The organism is Streptomyces sp. CA-111067, from assembly GCF_050956065.1.
In the GTDB taxonomy this organism is placed as follows: domain Bacteria; phylum Actinomycetota; class Actinomycetes; order Streptomycetales; family Streptomycetaceae; genus Actinacidiphila.
This window is the reverse complement of sequence record NZ_CP192103.1, coordinates 5,388,432-5,403,968: the sequence shown is the minus strand read 5'-3', so window position 1 is coordinate 5,403,968 and position 15,537 is coordinate 5,388,432. Positions and strand designations below refer to the sequence as shown.

The 15,537-nt window shown below is 71.3% G+C and carries 15 protein-coding genes; 2 read left to right on the top strand and 13 right to left on the bottom strand.

From position 1 onward, the window contains the following. Window positions 1–40: 40 nt before the first annotated feature. Together ACQPW6_RS23705 and ACQPW6_RS23700 are read right to left on the bottom strand one after the other, a co-directional pair. A complete protein-coding gene (locus ACQPW6_RS23705; protein WP_433891687.1) occupies window positions 41–493 on the bottom strand; it encodes an Lrp/AsnC family transcriptional regulator in 453 nt (150 codons plus the stop codon). 82 nt (window positions 494–575) lie between these two features. Then, entirely contained in the window at window positions 576–1,373 is a 798-nt protein-coding gene (locus ACQPW6_RS23700; RefSeq protein WP_433891686.1) for a UbiX family flavin prenyltransferase, read from the bottom strand. 280 nt (window positions 1,374–1,653) lie between these two features. Here ACQPW6_RS23700 and ACQPW6_RS23695 point away from each other — a divergent pair, with 280 nt between their 5' ends. Next, complete coding sequence (locus ACQPW6_RS23695; RefSeq protein ID WP_433894636.1) at window positions 1,654–2,184, top strand: rhomboid family intramembrane serine protease; 531 nt, start codon at window positions 1,654–1,656, stop codon at window positions 2,182–2,184. Between the two features lie 175 nt (window positions 2,185–2,359). Further along, entirely contained in the window at window positions 2,360–3,595 is a 1,236-nt protein-coding gene (locus ACQPW6_RS23690; RefSeq protein WP_433891685.1) for a hypothetical protein, read from the top strand. Window positions 3,596–3,623: 28 nt separating this feature from the next. Here ACQPW6_RS23690 and mqnP read toward each other — a convergent pair whose 3' ends face one another. The 11 genes from mqnP to ACQPW6_RS23635 form a co-directional block, all read right to left on the bottom strand. Continuing rightward, window positions 3,624–4,541 carry a menaquinone biosynthesis prenyltransferase MqnP gene (mqnP, locus tag ACQPW6_RS23685; protein WP_433891684.1) on the bottom strand — a complete coding sequence of 306 codons (918 nt, stop codon included), beginning with the start codon at window positions 4,539–4,541 and terminating at the stop codon, window positions 3,624–3,626. Further along, complete coding sequence (locus ACQPW6_RS23680) at window positions 4,538–5,989, bottom strand: menaquinone biosynthesis decarboxylase (protein WP_433891683.1); 1,452 nt, start codon at window positions 5,987–5,989, stop codon at window positions 4,538–4,540. The genes mqnP and ACQPW6_RS23680 overlap by 4 nt, the downstream gene beginning before the upstream one ends. Before the next feature lie 45 nt (window positions 5,990–6,034). After that, window positions 6,035–7,135: a c-type cytochrome biogenesis protein CcsB gene (gene ccsB, locus ACQPW6_RS23675; protein WP_433891682.1), complete on the bottom strand. Its 1,101-nt coding sequence runs from the start codon at window positions 7,133–7,135 to the stop codon at window positions 6,035–6,037. After that, window positions 7,132–8,958 carry a cytochrome c biogenesis protein ResB gene (resB, locus tag ACQPW6_RS23670; RefSeq protein ID WP_433891681.1) on the bottom strand — a complete coding sequence of 609 codons (1,827 nt, stop codon included), beginning with the start codon at window positions 8,956–8,958 and terminating at the stop codon, window positions 7,132–7,134. Before resB ends, ccsB begins: the two co-directional genes overlap by 4 nt. Before the next feature lie 2 nt (window positions 8,959–8,960). Further along, complete coding sequence (locus ACQPW6_RS23665) at window positions 8,961–9,764, bottom strand: cytochrome c biogenesis CcdA family protein (protein WP_433891680.1); 804 nt, start codon at window positions 9,762–9,764, stop codon at window positions 8,961–8,963. Between the two features lies 1 nt (window position 9,765). After that, window positions 9,766–10,377 (bottom strand): TlpA family protein disulfide reductase, encoded by a 612-nt coding sequence (locus tag ACQPW6_RS23660; protein ID WP_433891679.1) that lies wholly within the window; start codon window positions 10,375–10,377, stop codon window positions 9,766–9,768. Between the two features lie 112 nt (window positions 10,378–10,489). Continuing rightward, window positions 10,490–11,857, bottom strand: a complete 1,368-nt coding sequence (locus tag ACQPW6_RS23655) for a hypothetical protein (protein ID WP_433891678.1) — start codon at window positions 11,855–11,857, stop codon at window positions 10,490–10,492. A 147-nt stretch (window positions 11,858–12,004) separates the two neighbouring features. Then, the gene (locus ACQPW6_RS23650; protein WP_433891677.1) at window positions 12,005–12,961 is read right to left on the bottom strand and encodes a class I SAM-dependent methyltransferase; all 957 of its coding nucleotides are present in this window, start codon (window positions 12,959–12,961) and stop codon (window positions 12,005–12,007) included. After that, a complete protein-coding gene (locus tag ACQPW6_RS23645; protein ID WP_433891676.1) occupies window positions 12,910–13,587 on the bottom strand; it encodes a cysteine hydrolase family protein in 678 nt (225 codons plus the stop codon). The genes ACQPW6_RS23650 and ACQPW6_RS23645 overlap by 52 nt, the downstream gene beginning before the upstream one ends. Further along, a complete protein-coding gene (locus tag ACQPW6_RS23640; RefSeq protein WP_433891675.1) occupies window positions 13,584–14,795 on the bottom strand; it encodes an isocitrate/isopropylmalate family dehydrogenase in 1,212 nt (403 codons plus the stop codon). The genes ACQPW6_RS23645 and ACQPW6_RS23640 overlap by 4 nt, the downstream gene beginning before the upstream one ends. A gap of 38 nt (window positions 14,796–14,833) precedes the next feature. After that, window positions 14,834–15,379, bottom strand: a complete 546-nt coding sequence (locus ACQPW6_RS23635) for an EF-hand domain-containing protein (protein ID WP_433891674.1) — start codon at window positions 15,377–15,379, stop codon at window positions 14,834–14,836. Window positions 15,380–15,537 lie beyond the last annotated feature (158 nt).

Below are 15,537 nucleotides of genomic sequence, written 5' to 3'. Positions count from 1 at the left end.
GTCCTCCTCATGACAGGTCGATCGGTTCGACAGTACGCCGTCACTCCTCGGGCAGGACGCCGACCCGGTTCTCCCACTTGGTCGACAGCACGATCGTGGTACGGGTGCGGGCCACGCCCTTGGTGCCGGACAGCCGGCGGATGGTGTGTTCGAGGCCGTCCACGTTCTCGACCCTGACCTTGAGCATGTACGAGTCGTCGCCGGCGATGAACCAGCAGTCCTCGATCTCCTCCAGGTCGCGCAGCCGCCTGGCCACCTCCTCGTGGTCGGCGGCGTCCGACAACTGGAGGCCGACCAGTGCGGTGACGCCGAGGCCGAGGGCAGCGGGCGCGACGGTGGCGCGGTAGCCGGTGATCACGCCGGCCTGTTCGAGGCGGTTGATGCGGTCGGTGACGCTCGGTCCTGACAGGCCGACCAGCCGGCCAAGCTCCGCATAGGACGCCCGGCCGTTCTCGCGCAATGCCTGGATGAGCTGCCTGTCCACCGCGTCCATCAGAATGGACCCTCCCGTTCGTGCCGCGACTGCGCTGTCAGGACAAGAATCTAAGGCATTGACCGGGCCGTGCCCTGCGCATCTAGTCTTCCGGGTGCGCTTCGGGCTGGACTTCGGACTGGACTTCGGGCTGCTCTTCGGCCGCCGGAACGCCGTCCGCGAGCGCGCCGAGCCGCCCCGACCAGCGGTGGTACAGGCCGTGCGGGACGCCGGCGGCGTCCAGGACCCGGCCGGCCACGAAGTCCACCAGGTCCTGGATGTGCGTGGCGCCCGCGTAGAAGGCGGGCGACGCGGGCAGGACGACGGCGCCGGCGTCGTCGAGGGTCACCAGGTGCCGCAGCGTCTGACCACTGAGCGGGGTCTCCCGGACGGCGACCACCAGCGGGCGGCGCTCCTTGAGGGTGACGCTCGCGGCGCGTTGCAGCAGGTCCTTGGACAGGCCGAGCGCCACGCCGGCCACGCACGCGGTGCTCGCGGGCACGATCAGCATGCCCTTGACCGGGTACGAGCCCGAGGACGGCCCGGCGGCCAGGTCGCCGGCCGGCCAGTACCGGACGGCGGACAGGCCGGCGGCCCCGGCTCGGGCGGCGGAGGGCTGGGCGGCAGGGGGGTGGGCGGCGGAGGGGTGGGCCTCGGCGCTGAACGTGTCCGGTTTGCCGTCGGCGCCGCGGGCCAGCCAGCGGGCCAGGTCGTCCCGCCAGTGCGCGTCACGGAAAGGCGCGCCGGTCTCGTCCAGCAGGGTGAGCCGGGCGGCCCGGCTGACCACCAGGTCCACGGCCTCGCCGGCGTCCAGCAGGGCGCGCAGGACCGCCGCCGCGAACGGTGTGCCGGACGCCCCGGACACGCCCACGACCCACGGCACCCGCCTGCTGTCCTCCATGCCGTCGAGCCTAACCGGCGGCCGTTGCTCCATTCGAGGTGGTCGGCGGCGGCCGGGAACCGGGCGGGGTCTGGCGGGCGTTGTGCTGGTCGGAGGACACTGCAGGAGGGATGCGGTGGAGGCCGGGGGCTAGGGGGCTTCGATGACGTACGGACCGATGACTGACGGGACGAGGACGGGACGGCCGCAGGGCCGCACCGGGCGCCCGCGCGCGGGCGTGGTCGACCGGGCGCTGGCGCCGCTGCGCGGGGGCAGCCGGGTGATCGCCGCGGCCGTGCTGATGATCGGCTGGGTGGCGCTGCTGTGGCTGCTCGAAGCGGTGGACTCGCTGTCCGGCCACGCGCTCGACACGTTCGGCATCGTCCCGCGCAAGCCCGCCGAGCTGCTCGACATCGTGCCGTCCGCGTTCACCCACTTCGGGTTCGGGCACGTGGCCTCCAACACGCTGCCGCTGCTCGTGCTCGGCTTCATAGCCGCGCTGCGCGGGATAGGCCGCTACCTGGCCGTGGCGTTCACCATCATCGTGATCGGCGGCCTCGGGGTGTGGCTGGTCGCCCCCGCGCACACCAACACCGCGGGCGCCTCCGGGCTGATCTTCGGGCTGTTCGGCTATCTGCTGGTGCGCGGCTTCGTGGACCGGCGGGCGCTGGACGTCGTCATCGGCCTGGTGGTCGGCGCGCTGTACGGCTCGATCCTGTGGGGCGTGCTGCCGAACGCGACCGGGGTGTCCTGGCAGGGCCACCTGTTCGGGCTGATCGGCGGGGTCGCGGCGGCGTTCCTGTTCCGCGAGCGCTCGGTCGCCGCCGGCTAGCGCTGCCGACCGGCGGTGCCCGTGCCCGGACGTGATCGGGCCCACAGGTCTGTCACAGCAACCAACTACCCTGGATCCCTGTCCCTGTTAGCGGCGGCTTCTCTGAGCCGGTCACCTTCTCTTTCTCTTCGCAGCGACCAAGCGTCCCGCGTCCAAGGAGTTCGTCATCAACACCATGCGCAAGGGCCTCGCCGCCGCCGGAGTGGTGGCCGTGATAGCCGCCGGTTCCGCCGCCTGCGGAACGAACACGCCGACGACCCCCGAGGGCAAGGTCAAGAGCGCCTTCGACAAGCTCAGCGACCAGAAGTCGCTCACCCTCGGCCTGCACATCGACGCCACCGGGCAGCAGATCTACACGGCGTCGGGGGGCGGCGACGACGACTTCACCCTGGCCGACGCCAAGCTGCTCGCGTCGCTGAAGGTGTCCCTGTCGGCCAGCTCCGACAAGGCGTTCGCGAACATCAAGGGTGACGACAAGGGCACGTCGGTCGGCCTGCGGATCGACGGCGGGAGCGACGGCAAGCAGGACCTGATCGAGGTCCGCTCGGTGGACCAGAAGCTCTACGTGCGCGCCGACCTCAAGGCGCTGACCACGTCGTTCGACACCGGTGACTCCCACAGCTCCGACGTCGCCGACCTCAACCAGCTCCTCGCCAAGGTCGACCAGCTGCCGTCCTCGCTCGCCTCGGTGAAGGCCGCGCTCAAGGGCCAGTGGGTGAGCATCGACCCCAAGGCGTTCGGCGACTTCGCCAGCAGCATGCTGAAGAACCTGGACAAGGCGGGCGGCACCGGTACGGGCACGGACTCGATCCCCGACCTGACCGACCCCAAGGCGATCGACCCGGCGACCCAGCGCCAGGTGATCACCGCGCTGGAGAAGGCGCTGCAGCGCGACGCCAAGGTGACCGACACCGGCAACCACGGCGGCGCCGACCACCTCACCGTCACCGCGCCGGCCCGCCAGCTGACCAAGGACGTACTCGGCAGCATCACCCCGCTGGTCAAGGACCTGCCCGGCGGCGGGGGCGACAAGGTGAAGAGCCTGACCGACCCCAAGACGTACCAGGACATCCCCAACCGCAACGTCTCGATCGACCTGGCGCTCAAGGGCGGCAAGCTGTCGGCGATCAGCTTCGACGTCTCGCAGCTCGACACCGGCTCCAAGGGGGTCAAGGTGCCGCTGGTGCTGTCCTTCGACAGCGACGCCGACCCGGTGTCGGCCCCGTCCGGCGCCAAGCAGCTCAACCCGCAGGACCTGGTCGGCCTGGCGATGTCGGGCATGTTCAACGACTCCGGCAGCGACACCAGCAGCGGCTCCGGCACCTCGATGCCTGACCTGGGCTCGCTGTTCAGCTCGTCGGACGACGCGGCCAACGCGATCAGCGGCGACACGAACGTCGTCGGCAGCTGACCGGCTGACCGCCGCGCGCGGCCCGGCCTCAGACGCCGAGGCCGCGCGCCATCAGGTCGAACAGCGCGAAGAAGAACAGCGTGATGCCGATCACGCCGTTCACCGTGAAGAACGCCCGGTTCAGCCGGCTCAGGTCGTGCGGCTTGACGATCGAGTGCTCGTAGAGGAAAGCGCAGCCCACGATCGCCAGGCCCACCCACCAGAAGGCCCCGGCGTGGGTGGCGGCCCCGTACCAGGCGAGCAGCGCCGTGGTGACCAGGTGGCAGGCCCTGGCCCCGTAGAGCGCGGCCGGCACCCCGAAGCGGGCCGGCACCGACTTCACGCCGTGCGCCCGGTCGGCGGCCACGTCCTGGCTGCCGAAGATCAGGTCGAAGCCGCCGATCCACACCCCCACCGCGAGGCCGAGGATCACCGGCTGCCAGGCCCAGGAGCCGGTCACCGCGATCCACGCGCCGATCGGCCCCATCGCCTGCGCGAGCCCCAGGATCGCGTGCGGGAAGTCGGTGAACCGCTTCCCGTACGGGTAGACCACCATCGGCACCACCGCGACCGGCGCGAGCGCCAGGCACAGCGGGTTGAGCAGCGCGGCGGCGCCCAGGAAGACCACCACGGCGACCAGAGCGCCGGTCCACGCCGAGCGCACCGACAGCGCGCCGGTGACCAGTTCGCGTTTGGCGGTGCGCGGGTTGCGGGCGTCGATCTCCCGGTCGATGATCCGGTTGCAGGCCATCGCGAAGGTCCGCAGTCCCACCATGGCGACGGTGACGAGCAGCAGCTTGCCCCAGTGCACGCTGCCGTCCTTGCGGAACATCGCGGTCAGCGCCGCGATGTAGGCGAAGGGCAGCGCGAAGACCGAGTGCTCGATCATCACCAGCCGCAGGAAGGCCCGAACTTTGCTGTCGGGCCGGGGCTCGGACTCGAAAAGGTCCGGCGTCGTCGCACTCACAGGCCGTACTCCCTCCACCGCTTGGTCACCAGGTCCGCCGTGTCCGGATCCGAGAGCACCATCTCGGGCCACCCGCCGTCTCGCGTGTACCCCTCTTCGGGCAGCTTACGGGTCGCGTCGATGCCCGCCTTGCCACCCCAGAACTGCTGGTAGGAGGAGTGGTCCAGGTGGTCGACCGGTCCCTCGACCACCGTGAGGTCGCGGGAGTAGTCGGTGTTGCCCAGCGCCCGCCAGGCGACTTCGTGCAGGTCGTGCACGTCGCAGTCGGCGTCCACCACGATCACCAGCTTGGTGAGCGACATCATGTGGGCGCCCCACACCGCGTGCATCGTCTTCTGTGCGTGCTTGGGGTACTTCTTGTCGATCGAGACGATCGCGCAGTTGTGGAAGCCGCCCGCCTCGGGCAGGTGGTAGTCCACGATGTCCGGCACGATGACCTTCAGCAGCGGCAGGAAGAACCGCTCGGTGGCCCGCCCCAGCGGCCCGTCCTCGGTCGGCGGCCGGCCCACCACGATCGACTGGAACAGCGGCCGCTTGCGCATCGTCACGCAGTCGATGGTCAGTGCGGGGAACGGTTCCTGCGGGGTGTAGAAGCCGGTGTGGTCGCCGAACGGCCCCTCGGGAAGCGTCTTCCCGGGCTCCAGCCAGCCTTCGAGCACCACTTCGGCGCGGGCGGGCACCTGTAGCGGCACCGTCTTGCAGTCGACCATCTCCACCCGCTTGCCCTGCACGAACCCGGCGAACAGGTACTCGTCGATGTCGCCGGGCAGCGGCGCGGTGGAGGCGTAGGTGACGGCCGGCGGGCAGCCGAAGGCGATGGCGACCGGGAGGCGTTCGCCGCGCCGCTGCGCCACCTGGTAGTGGTTGCGGCTGTCCTTGTGGATCTGCCAGTGCATGCCGATGGTGTTGCGGTCGTGCCGCTGCAACCGGTACAGGCCCAGGTTGCGGACGCCGGTGTCGGGGTCCTTGGTGTGGGTCAGCCCGAGGTTGAAGAACGACCCGCCGTCCTGCGGCCAGGTGAACAGCGCGGGCAGCGCGTTCAGGTCCACCTCGTCGCCGTTCAGCACGACCTCCTGCACGGGGCCGTCCTTGACCTTCTTCGGCGGCACGTGGGTCATCCCGGCCAGCTTGCCGAACGCCTCCCGCACCCCGACGAAGCCGTGCGGCAGCTCCGGCTTGAGCAGCCCGCCGATCTTGTCGCTGATGTCGGCGTACGAGGCCAGGCCGAGCGCCTTGAGCAGCCGGCGGTCGGTGCCGTAGACGTTCATCGCCAGCGGCGCCGACGAGCCGCGCACGTTCTCGAAGAGCAGCGCGGGCCCGCCGGCCTTGTTCACCCGGTCGGTGATCTCGCCGACCTCCAGGTGCGGATCGACCTCCGCCCTGATCCGCCGGAGGTCGCCGTCCTTCTCCAGGGCCCGCAGGAACGAGCGGAGATCGTCGTAAGCCATGGGCGCAGTCTTCCATCCCGGCCGGGTCCGCCGTGCGGCGGCGCCTCAGACCCCCGCGTACGAGTGCTTTCCGGTGACGAAGATGTTCACGCCGTAGTAGTTGAACAGGAAGCAGGCGAAGGCGACCAGCGCCAGGTAGGCGGCCTTGCGGCCCTTCCAGCCGGCCGTCGCCCGGGCGTGCAGGTAGCAGGCGTAGATGACCCAGGTGATGAACGACCAGGTCTCCTTGGGGTCCCACTCCCAGTAGTGGCCCCAGGCGGCCTGCGCCCAGATCGCGCCCGCGATGATGGTGAACGTCCACAGCGGGAAGACCAGGGCGTTCATCCGGTAGGCGAACTTGTCCAGGGTCGCGGCGGCCGGCATCCGGCGCATGATGTCGCCCCAGCGCCCGCCCTGCGCGCGCCCGGCGGCCATCGCCACCTCGTAGTGGTCGCGGAACAGGTAGAGCAGGGTGCCCAGCGCCGCCAGGTAGAAGATCGCACCGCAGATGATCGCGCAGGAGACGTGGATCCACAGCCAGTACGAGTGCAGGGCCGGCACCAGCTGGTCGCTGGAGGTGTAGAGCACCGACAGGGCCAGGCCGAGGTCCAGCAGCACCGACGTGGTGAGGAACAGCCCGATCCAGCGGACGTCCTTCTTCAGCGCGAGCAGCAGCAGGTACGCGCCGACGGCGACCGCGCCGAAGGTGGTGGAGAACTCGTACATGTTGGCCCACGGGGCGCGCTGTACGGAGGCGGCCCGGAAGCCGACGCCGCCGGCGTGCAGCAGCCAGGCCAGCACGGTGAAGGACACCGCGATCCGGCCGTAGAGGTCGCCCTTCTCGGTGCCGCCGGCCGCGCCGGGCCCGTCCTGCGCGCCGCGGTCGCTGACCGAGGCGCGGGTGACGACCTTGGGACGTTCGATGGTCGTGGTGCCGCCGTCGCGCCGGGCGACGGTGACGGTGACCGGCTTCTCCGCCGCCGCCTCCTCCGCCGCCGCGGTCTCGGCGATCAGGGCGGCCGACTGCACCGCGACCTTGCTGCGGCTCCCGAAGACCCACTCGGCCAGGTGCGCCAGGAAGGCGAGCGCGTAGACGAACATCGCCGAACGGATGAGGTAGTTGCTGTAGTTCGCGAAGTTCTCGTTGACCGCGGCAGCGAGGTTCACGCGCGGGCTCCTTCGTCGTCTGTCTGGTGCGTGGATGTGTCGGGGTCGTCCGGCTTCGCGGCTGCGTCCGGTTCCGTGGTCGCGTCCGGTTCCGTGGTCGCGTCCGGCTTCGGGTCGTCCGGCTTCGGGGGCGCGTCCGGGAGGATCTGTACGGCGACGTCGCCGAGTTCGTCGGCGATCCGCGCCGACTCGCTGCGGCCCAGGCCGCCCAGCTCCACCAGGGTGGCGCCGTCGGCACCGCGCACGGCCCGCACCCAGATCCGGCGGCGCTGGATGAACAGCGACCCCATCAGGCCGAGGATCGCGCAGACGCCGCTGACCAGCGCCAGCATGTTGCCCGACTGGTGGGCGACGTTGAAGCTCGCCCAGGTCTTGACGCCGTCGAAGGTGATCGAGCCCTGCCCGTTCGGCAGTGTCATGGTGGAGCCGGGCTTGAGCAGGTCCTTGAGGATGTCGCCCTTGGCGTCCTTGAACTGCGTGAGGTGGTCGGCGTCCAGCTGGTAGACGTTCTGCCCCACTCCGTCGCGCATGCCGAGGTCGCCGTGGTACGCGTTGACGGCCAGTACCGGGTTGGCGAGTTCGGGGAAGACCGAGTGCGGGCCCATGCTGTCCAGCGTGAAGGTCGGGCTGAACGTGCCCTGGAAGCCGAGCTGGTCAAGGACCTCGGGGCTGGTCTTCGTGGCTGGCTTGGCGTCCTTGCCGACCGCGTCCGGGACCTTGACCACACCGGTGGACGTCAGGCTGCTGTCCTGCGGCAGGAACGGCACGGGGCCGGAGTAGGCCACGGCGCCGGTGGAGTCCTTGACGGTGACGACCGGCGCGTAGCCGTGCGAGATCAGGTAGACCTTCTCGCCGCCGATGTTCAGCGGGTGGTTGATCGCGATGGAGCCCTTGGTCGGCTTGCCGTCGGCGCCGTTCCAGTAGTGGATGTTCGCCTTGAACATCAGCGCCGAGCCCTTGTCGGACCCGGAGGTGGCGTACTTCGAGGTGAAGCTGTCCAGCGTGAAGCCGAACGGCTTGAGGTCGTCCGCCCCGTAGAGGGTGCCGCCGGAGAAGTCGTCGTACTGGGTGAGGTTGTTGGTGAAGCCGTCGCCCTCGACGATCAGCTTGCCGCCCTGCGCGCTCTCCAGCGAGGTCAGCGCGAAGCCGGTCAGCAGGCCGAACAGCGCGATGTGGAACAGCAGGTTGCCGGTCTCACGCAGGTAGCCCTTCTCGCCGGCCACCGACGTACCGGTGACGCTGGTACGGAACCGGCGCCCGCGCAGCACGCCGCGGGCCGCCTCGGTGACCTCCTCCGGGCTCGCGTCGGTGGTCCAGGTGCTGTACGCGGGCAGCCGGGTCAGGTGCCGCGGCGCGGCCGGCGGCCGGGAGCGCAGCTGGCCGACGAACTGCCAGGTGCGCGGCACGATGCAGCCGAGCAGCGAGACGAACAGCAGGATGTAGATCGCCGAGAACCACGGCGAGCTGAAGACGTGGAACATCCCCAGCTTCTCGTACAGCGGGCTGATGTCGGGGTGCGACTTCTTGAACGCGTCGACCTTCAGCTGGTCGGAGTGCTGCGGGATCAGCGAGCCGGGGATCGCCGCCAGCGACAGCAGGAAGAGCAGGATCAGCGCGATCCGCATCGAGGTGAGCTGCCGCCACATCCAGCGCAGCCAGCCGACCACGCCGAGCGCCGGGCCGCTGGCCCAGGTGTCGTTGGGGGCGGTGCTGAGCTGCGCGCCGGCGACGCCGAGGGACTCGCCGTCGGCGGCGGGCTCCGTGCGGCCGTCCTGTGCGACGACGTCGTCCTGCGTGACGCTGCCGTCTTGCGTGACGCTCATGGTCAGACCCCTGTGGTGAAGCCGGATGACCAGATCTGCATCTGGTAGGTGACGTGGTCCCAGATGCCGGTGACGAGCAGCACGCCGATCGCCACGAGCATGCCGCCGCCGATCCGCACCACCCACGCGTAGTGCCGCTTGACCCACGTGAAGGCACCGAGCGTACGGCGGAAGGCGACCGCGGCCACGATGAACGGCAGGCCCAGGCCGAAGCAGTAGAACGCCATCAGCAGCGCGCCGCGCCCCGCGCTGGCGTTGTCGAAGGCCAGCGCGTTGAGCGCGCCGAGCGTCGGTCCGACGCAGGGCGCCCAGCCCAGGCTGAACAGCACGCCGAGCAGCGGCGCGCCGGCCAGGCCCATCGCCGGCTTGTAGTGGAAGCGCACCTCGCGCTGGGTGATGCCGCCGATCATGCCCATGAAGGCCAGGCCGAGCACGATGGTGACGGCGCCGAAGATCTTGTCGAGGGTCTGCCGGTGCTCCAGCAGCGTCGCGCCGAAGTTCCCGAACAGCGCGCCGGAGGAGACGAACACGGCGCTGAAGCCGAGCACGAACAGCGAGGCCGCGGCCACCATCCGGCCGCGCCGGGCCTCGGCGAGGTCGGTGCCGGTGACGCCGGTGACGTACGACAGGTAGCCGGGCACCAGCGGCAGGACGCAGGGCGAGAAGAACGAGACGAGGCCGGCGAAGACGGCGATCGGGATGGCGGCGAGCAGCGCCCCCGTGAGCACGGTCTGGCTCTGGTCGGCCGCGAGCGCGGTGACCTTGGGCGCGGCCGCGAGCGCGGTCAGCGTGACGGTGCCGGCCACGTCACTTCTCCGCGGCGACGGGATCGATGATCTTGTGCAGGTCGTCCTCGTTGAGCGCCTTCAGCGCCCGGGCGGCGACCCGGCCCTGCCGGTCGATGATCAGGGTGGCCGGCAGGCTCTGCGGGTTGAGGCTGCCCCTGGGGAAGCGCAGGATCAGCTTGCCGTACGGGTCGAACAGACTCGGGTACGTGATGTCGTACGTCTTGTCGAAGCGTGCGGCGTTGGAGGCGTCCAGATCGCGGGTGTTGATGCCGAGGAACTGTACGCCCTTGGGCGCCTCCTCCTTGGCCACCTTCGCCAGGCCCGGGGCCTCCGCCCGGCACGGCGCGCACCAGGAGCCCCAGATGTTGATCACCACGACCTTGCCCTTGTACGCGGCCAGGCTGTCCTTGCCGCCGGTCACCGTCTTGCCCGACAGGTCGGGGGCCTTGTGGCGGTCGGCGGCCTTGACGACGTTGACCTCGCCGGTGCCGCTGACGTAGTTCGAGTTGCCGCCGCCACCGGAGGACGAACTCGACGTACAGGCGGCGAGCACCAGCGCCGCCGCGGCCGCCGCGGCCAGGGCGGCGGCACCGCGGAGCGTGCTGCGCCGGGGGACACGCGTAGGACTCATGTGAAAAGTTTCGCATGAGGCTTTCGGCGGCCTTCGACCCCCCCGACGCCAACACCAAAAGCGGCAATTGCCCCAAGTAAGCGGAAGGTGTCGGTGGATCGGTCGGCGCAGGTCAGGTGGTGGCGGACCCGGCGGGGACGTTACTCGGGACGTTGCCGGGGACATCTCCGGGCGCGCTGCCGGGGACGCTGCTCGGCGCGGTCGGGGTGACCGGGGCCGGCGGGGCGGGCGGCGCCAGGAACTGCTTCCAGCCCTCGGCCGGCCGCTGGCCGACCTCCAGCTCGCGCAGCTTGTCGAGCACCGCCGGGTCCTGCGCGTCCAGCCAGTCCACGAACTGCCGGAACGACACCATCCGCACGTCGTCCTGACCGGTGGAGGCGATGTGCTTGAGCGCCTCCTCGACGGCGTCCATGTAGATGCCGCCGTTCCACTGCTCGAAGTGGTTGCCGATGTAGAACGGCGCCCGGTTGGTCTCGTAGGCCCGCTGGAAGCCCGCGATGTACGAGGCGGTGGCCTGCTTGCGCCAGCCCGGGTAGTTGGCCGGGTCGGACTTGGTGGCCGCGTGCGACTGGTTGGCCAGCATGTTGTAGTCCATGGACAGCACCTCGAAGGAGTGCCCGGGGAACGGGATCAGCTGCAGCGGCAGGTCCCAGATGCCGTCGCGCTTGGACGGCCACACCTGGTTGCCGCCCGGCGAGCTCGCGTCGTACCGCCATCCGAGTGCCTTCGCCGTCGGCAGCAGGTTGTCCTGGCCGAGCAGGCACGGGGTGCGGCCGCCGGTCAGCTCGTGCTCGTAGTCGAACGGCAGCGGCTCCTCCTCGTGCCAGCCGGTCTGTGTCTTCCAGGTGGTGACGAATCGCTTCGCCTGGTCGATCTCGCTCTTCCAGTCCGCCGGGGTCCAGCGGCCCACGCTGCCGCTGCCGGCGCAGAAGTGGCCGTTGAAGTGGGTGCCGATCTCATGGCCGGCCATCCAGGCCTGCCGGACGTTGTCCAGCGTCATCCGCAGGTGCTCGTCCTTGAGGTACCCGATGTCGGACGCGCCCTGCGGGCTGTTCGGCGGCGCGTACTGCATCTTCTTCGCCTCCGGCAGCAGGTACAGGCCGGAGAGGAAGAACGTCATCGTGGCGCCGTGGTCCGCCGCGAGCTTGCGGAAACGGGGGAAGAGGCCGTTGCCGACCTCGCCGGCGCCGTCCCAGGAGAAGATCACGAACTGCGGCGGGGTCTGGCCCGGCTCCAGCCGGTCGATCTTCGGCTGGTTCGGCTGGAGGCCGGTCCGCGCGGTGGAGCCGTCGCCGATCAGCGTGACGGCCCTGGCCGGCGCCTTCTTCCCGGCCCCGGCCCCGGCAGGCGCGGCGCCCGCCTGGGCGGCACCCGGCGCACCCGACTTCTCCCCGCCCCCCGCGGCGCACCCCCCGACGGTCAGGGCGGCGGCGGCTCCAGCGGTGGTGCCCAGTAGTTTCCTGCGGCTCATGGCGGTCATGTGCGATCCCGTCTCTCGGCGTCCCGGCCGTACGGCTGAGAAGGGCAGGGGCAGACAAGTGGTCACCCACCCTGACGGGATTCGTTCCTCCGGGTTACGCCCCAGACGGCGTTTCGGCCCGGACGCCCCCCTAACGGCTGATCCGTATCACCGGTTCGCCGTGACCTCGGGCCCATCCGGGGGACGACCGCTCTCGGCTTGGCGGTGATCCCGCCGGCGGCGGAAAGCGAACGTCCAGCGGTTGGTCGCCAGCGCGTCCCCCGGCTCCGGTCGCGGGCCCCGGGCGAAACGGGGGGTGAAGTCGAAGGGCGTGCGGACGGTCGCCTGCCAGCCGCGGGCCGTGAGATCGGCGGCGGAATCGGGGCGCGGGTCCGCGTCGAAGAGGGTGAGCAGGTCGACGCCGATCCGCTCGCGCGCGGCCGTGTAGATGGGGGACGCCCGGACCGCCGCGGACTCCGCACCGGGCTTCGTCTCGAAGGCGAGCGAGCTGCCGGGCGCGCTGTGCCCGTCGATGGCCGCCGTGAGGCGGCGCTCCGCCGCCGAGGCCAGGTAGAGCAGCAGGCCCTCGGCGAGCCACGCGGTCGGCGCCGCCGGGTCGAAGCCGGCCGCGCGCAGCGCGGGGGTCCAGTCCAGCCGGAGGTCCGCGGCGACGGTGATCCGTGAGGCCCGTGGCCGGGCGCCGAGCCCGTCCAGGGTGTGCTGCTTGAAGGCGAGCACGTCCTCGTGGTCGATCTCGAAGACCGTGCGGCCGGCCGGCCAGGGCAACCGGTACGCACGGCTGTCGAGGCCGGCGCCGAGCAGGACCACCTGGCGGGCGCCGGCCGCGGCCTGCCGCAGCAGGTGGTCGTCGAAGACCCGGGTGCGCAGCCCGAAGTAGCGGCCCAGCCTGCCCCAGAGGGGGTCGGCGTCGCCGTCCGGCACGTCGTCGGGGTGCACCGGCCAGTCCGCGCAGGGCCCGGTCGCGCGGACGAAGTGCTCGGCGTATTCGTCCCGGGCCAGCGGGTCAGGGCGGTGGGTCTCGATGGCGCGGGCGGCGGCGACCATGAGGGCGGTCAGCCCGACGCCTCCGTGCGCGCCGGCGGCCTGCGGGGCGGTGCCGGGCATGCCTCCTCCTCTTCCGGGTGCCGTGCCCACAGGGCGGGGTGGTCGTGGGTGGTGACGCGGGCCCCGTAGAGGCGGCGCATGAACCGCAGGATCTGCTCGTCGGGTGTGTGCAGGGCGACCGTGCAGTCGCTGAGGACGGTGATGTGGAAGCCCTTCTGGAACGCGGTGCGGGCGGTGCTGTCCACACAGACGTCGGTGAAGAGCCCGGCGAAGGCGAGGTGCCCGGCGCCCAGCCGGTCGAGGTGCTGCTCGAACCCGTCGGAGAGGAAGGCGTCGAAGCAGGCCCGTTTGGTGAACACCCGCTCGCCGGGGCCCGGTTCACCCAGCGCGGCCGCGAACTCGGCGCCCCAGGTGCCCTCCAGGCACTTGGGCGGCCGGCCCCTTGCCGCGTCCCGGCGCCGCCAGCCCGCTCCCTGGTGGACCGGGTCTCCGACGAAGCGCACGTGCACCACGGGGGTGCCGCGGGCGCGGGCCGCGGTGACCGCGCGGGCGGTGTTCGCCACGACGGTGTCGAGCGCCGCCGGATCGCCGGGGTAGCGCGCGGCCGCGAGCGGCCCGGCGCAGAAGTCGTTCTGCAGGTCGACGACGACCAGGGCCGTGCCCGCGCGGGACCGGGACGCCGTCATGGCCCGGCGGCCGGTGCGATGACGGTGGACGGCTCAGGCTCAGGTTCAGGCTCAGCCCGGGCCGGCGGCAGTTTCCCGGCGGCCGGTTCCAGCGCCGCGAGGACCGCGTCCACCACCGCCGTGGTGGAGTGCCGGCCGCCGAGGTCCGGCGTGCGGACGCCCGCCTCGCGGACCCGGTCGAGCGCCCGCTCCGCCGCGGCCACCGCGCCGTCGCAGCCGGCGTACTGCTCGGCGACCGCCGCGGAGGCCCGTACGGTGGCCACCGGATTGACCAGGTCACGCCCCTCCAGGTCGTCGGCGGAGCCGTGCACCGTCTGGTACTCGACGAGGCCGGCGACGTCCCCGTGCAGATGGACGTTGCGCGTGCAGTGCTCCTCCTGGCGTCCGGCGCCGAAGCGGTCGAGCAGGACGACGTGCATGATGTCCGCCCACTCGTTGCCCGCGACCAGGACCGTACGGTCGGCCGGGCCGTGCGTGATCAGGTTCCGGTTGACCGTGTCCGGCTGGAAGACCTGGACGTCCAGGCCGTGCCGCCGGGCGAACGCGGCGACCCATGCGTCGAGAGCGCCGTCCAGCAGGTGGAACTTGTACGCCATGACGATCCGGGCTGGCCCCTCGTCCGGCCACTCCTGCCAGGCCCGGTCCAGCGCGTGCCGCAGCACCTTCTCGGTGATCTCCCGGCTGAACTCGGTGACCCGGCGGACCCGGCCGGGCAGGTGCTCGTTGTCCCCGGTGTAGAAGCCCTGCGCCTGGTCCCGGACGAGCAGCAGCCGGGCGCCCGCGGCATCGAGGGTGTCCACCTTCACCGCTTGCAGCCGCTGCCGGACCAGATACAGGGTCTGGGCGTTGATCGCCGTCCGGAAGATCACCCGGGTGCCCGCGGCGGCCCGGGCCCGGACGAACCGCTCGTAGTGGTCGGCGTCCAGCCGCGTCAGCCGGCGGATCTCCTCGACGGCGCCGTCGTCGCCCCCCTGGCCGGCGCGGCCCCCGCCGATGCCGGCCCCGCTGATACCGCCCGCGCCGATGCCGGCCTCGTTCTTCAAGGAGACGTACGAGTGGTACGTCCGCGGCCCGCGCTCCACCGTGACGGTCCTGCCGTACAACCGGGCGAACCGGTTCAGGACCCGCTCGAAGACGGCCGCGACCTCCGCCCCCGTACCCCTCCCGACTGCCAGGCCGACGACGTGTCCCGCGTCCGCTGTGCCCATGGCGACCCCCCTTTCCTCTCGTGCGTCCCGGCCCCGGGTCAGGCGACGGACCCGGCTCCGGCTCCGCTGACCAGGTGGTCTCCGGGGATGCCGCTCTTGTCGGGGGCGTAGTAGTCCTTGATCCCCTCGACCCAGGTCCGCACCGGGACGCGGTCGTCCGCGGTGGGGCGGAAGGCGTCGAAGAGCGCGTCGATGTTGGGCCGCGCGAAGCCGATCGCGGTCATCAGGTCCACGAAGAGCGGCCGTTCGACGAATCCGTCACCGTCAGGGTCGCCCAGCGCGGCGAGGGCCTCGGCGAACGTGGCGATCGTCGCCTCGAAGCGCTCCGGCGACAGCACGCAGGCGGTGTACTCCTCGAAGCTGATCTCCCCGTCGCCGTTCGCGTCCAGCTCGGTGAGCAGGGTGGTCCAGTACCGGTCGAAGGCCGCCCGCATCGCGTCCTGGGCCGCGTGGCCGGACAGCGGCGCCGCGGCGATCACCCGGTCGCTCATCAGGCTGAAGTCCACAGCCTCCAAGACGCCGTTCCCGTTCGCGTCGAGCAGCGAAAAGACCAGCGCGACCCGCTGGGTGGCCTCTGCACGCATGACTTCGTCACCTCTCGCTCAGCCGGGCTCCCTCGACCGGGCCGCCCCCACGTGCTGATGCATGTCCGCCCGGCTCACGCCATACGCGAGCAAGGACCTCCATTACCCAGAAAGAGCGAAATACCATGTTTTACTAGCAGGTTGGGCCCAGCCCGTGT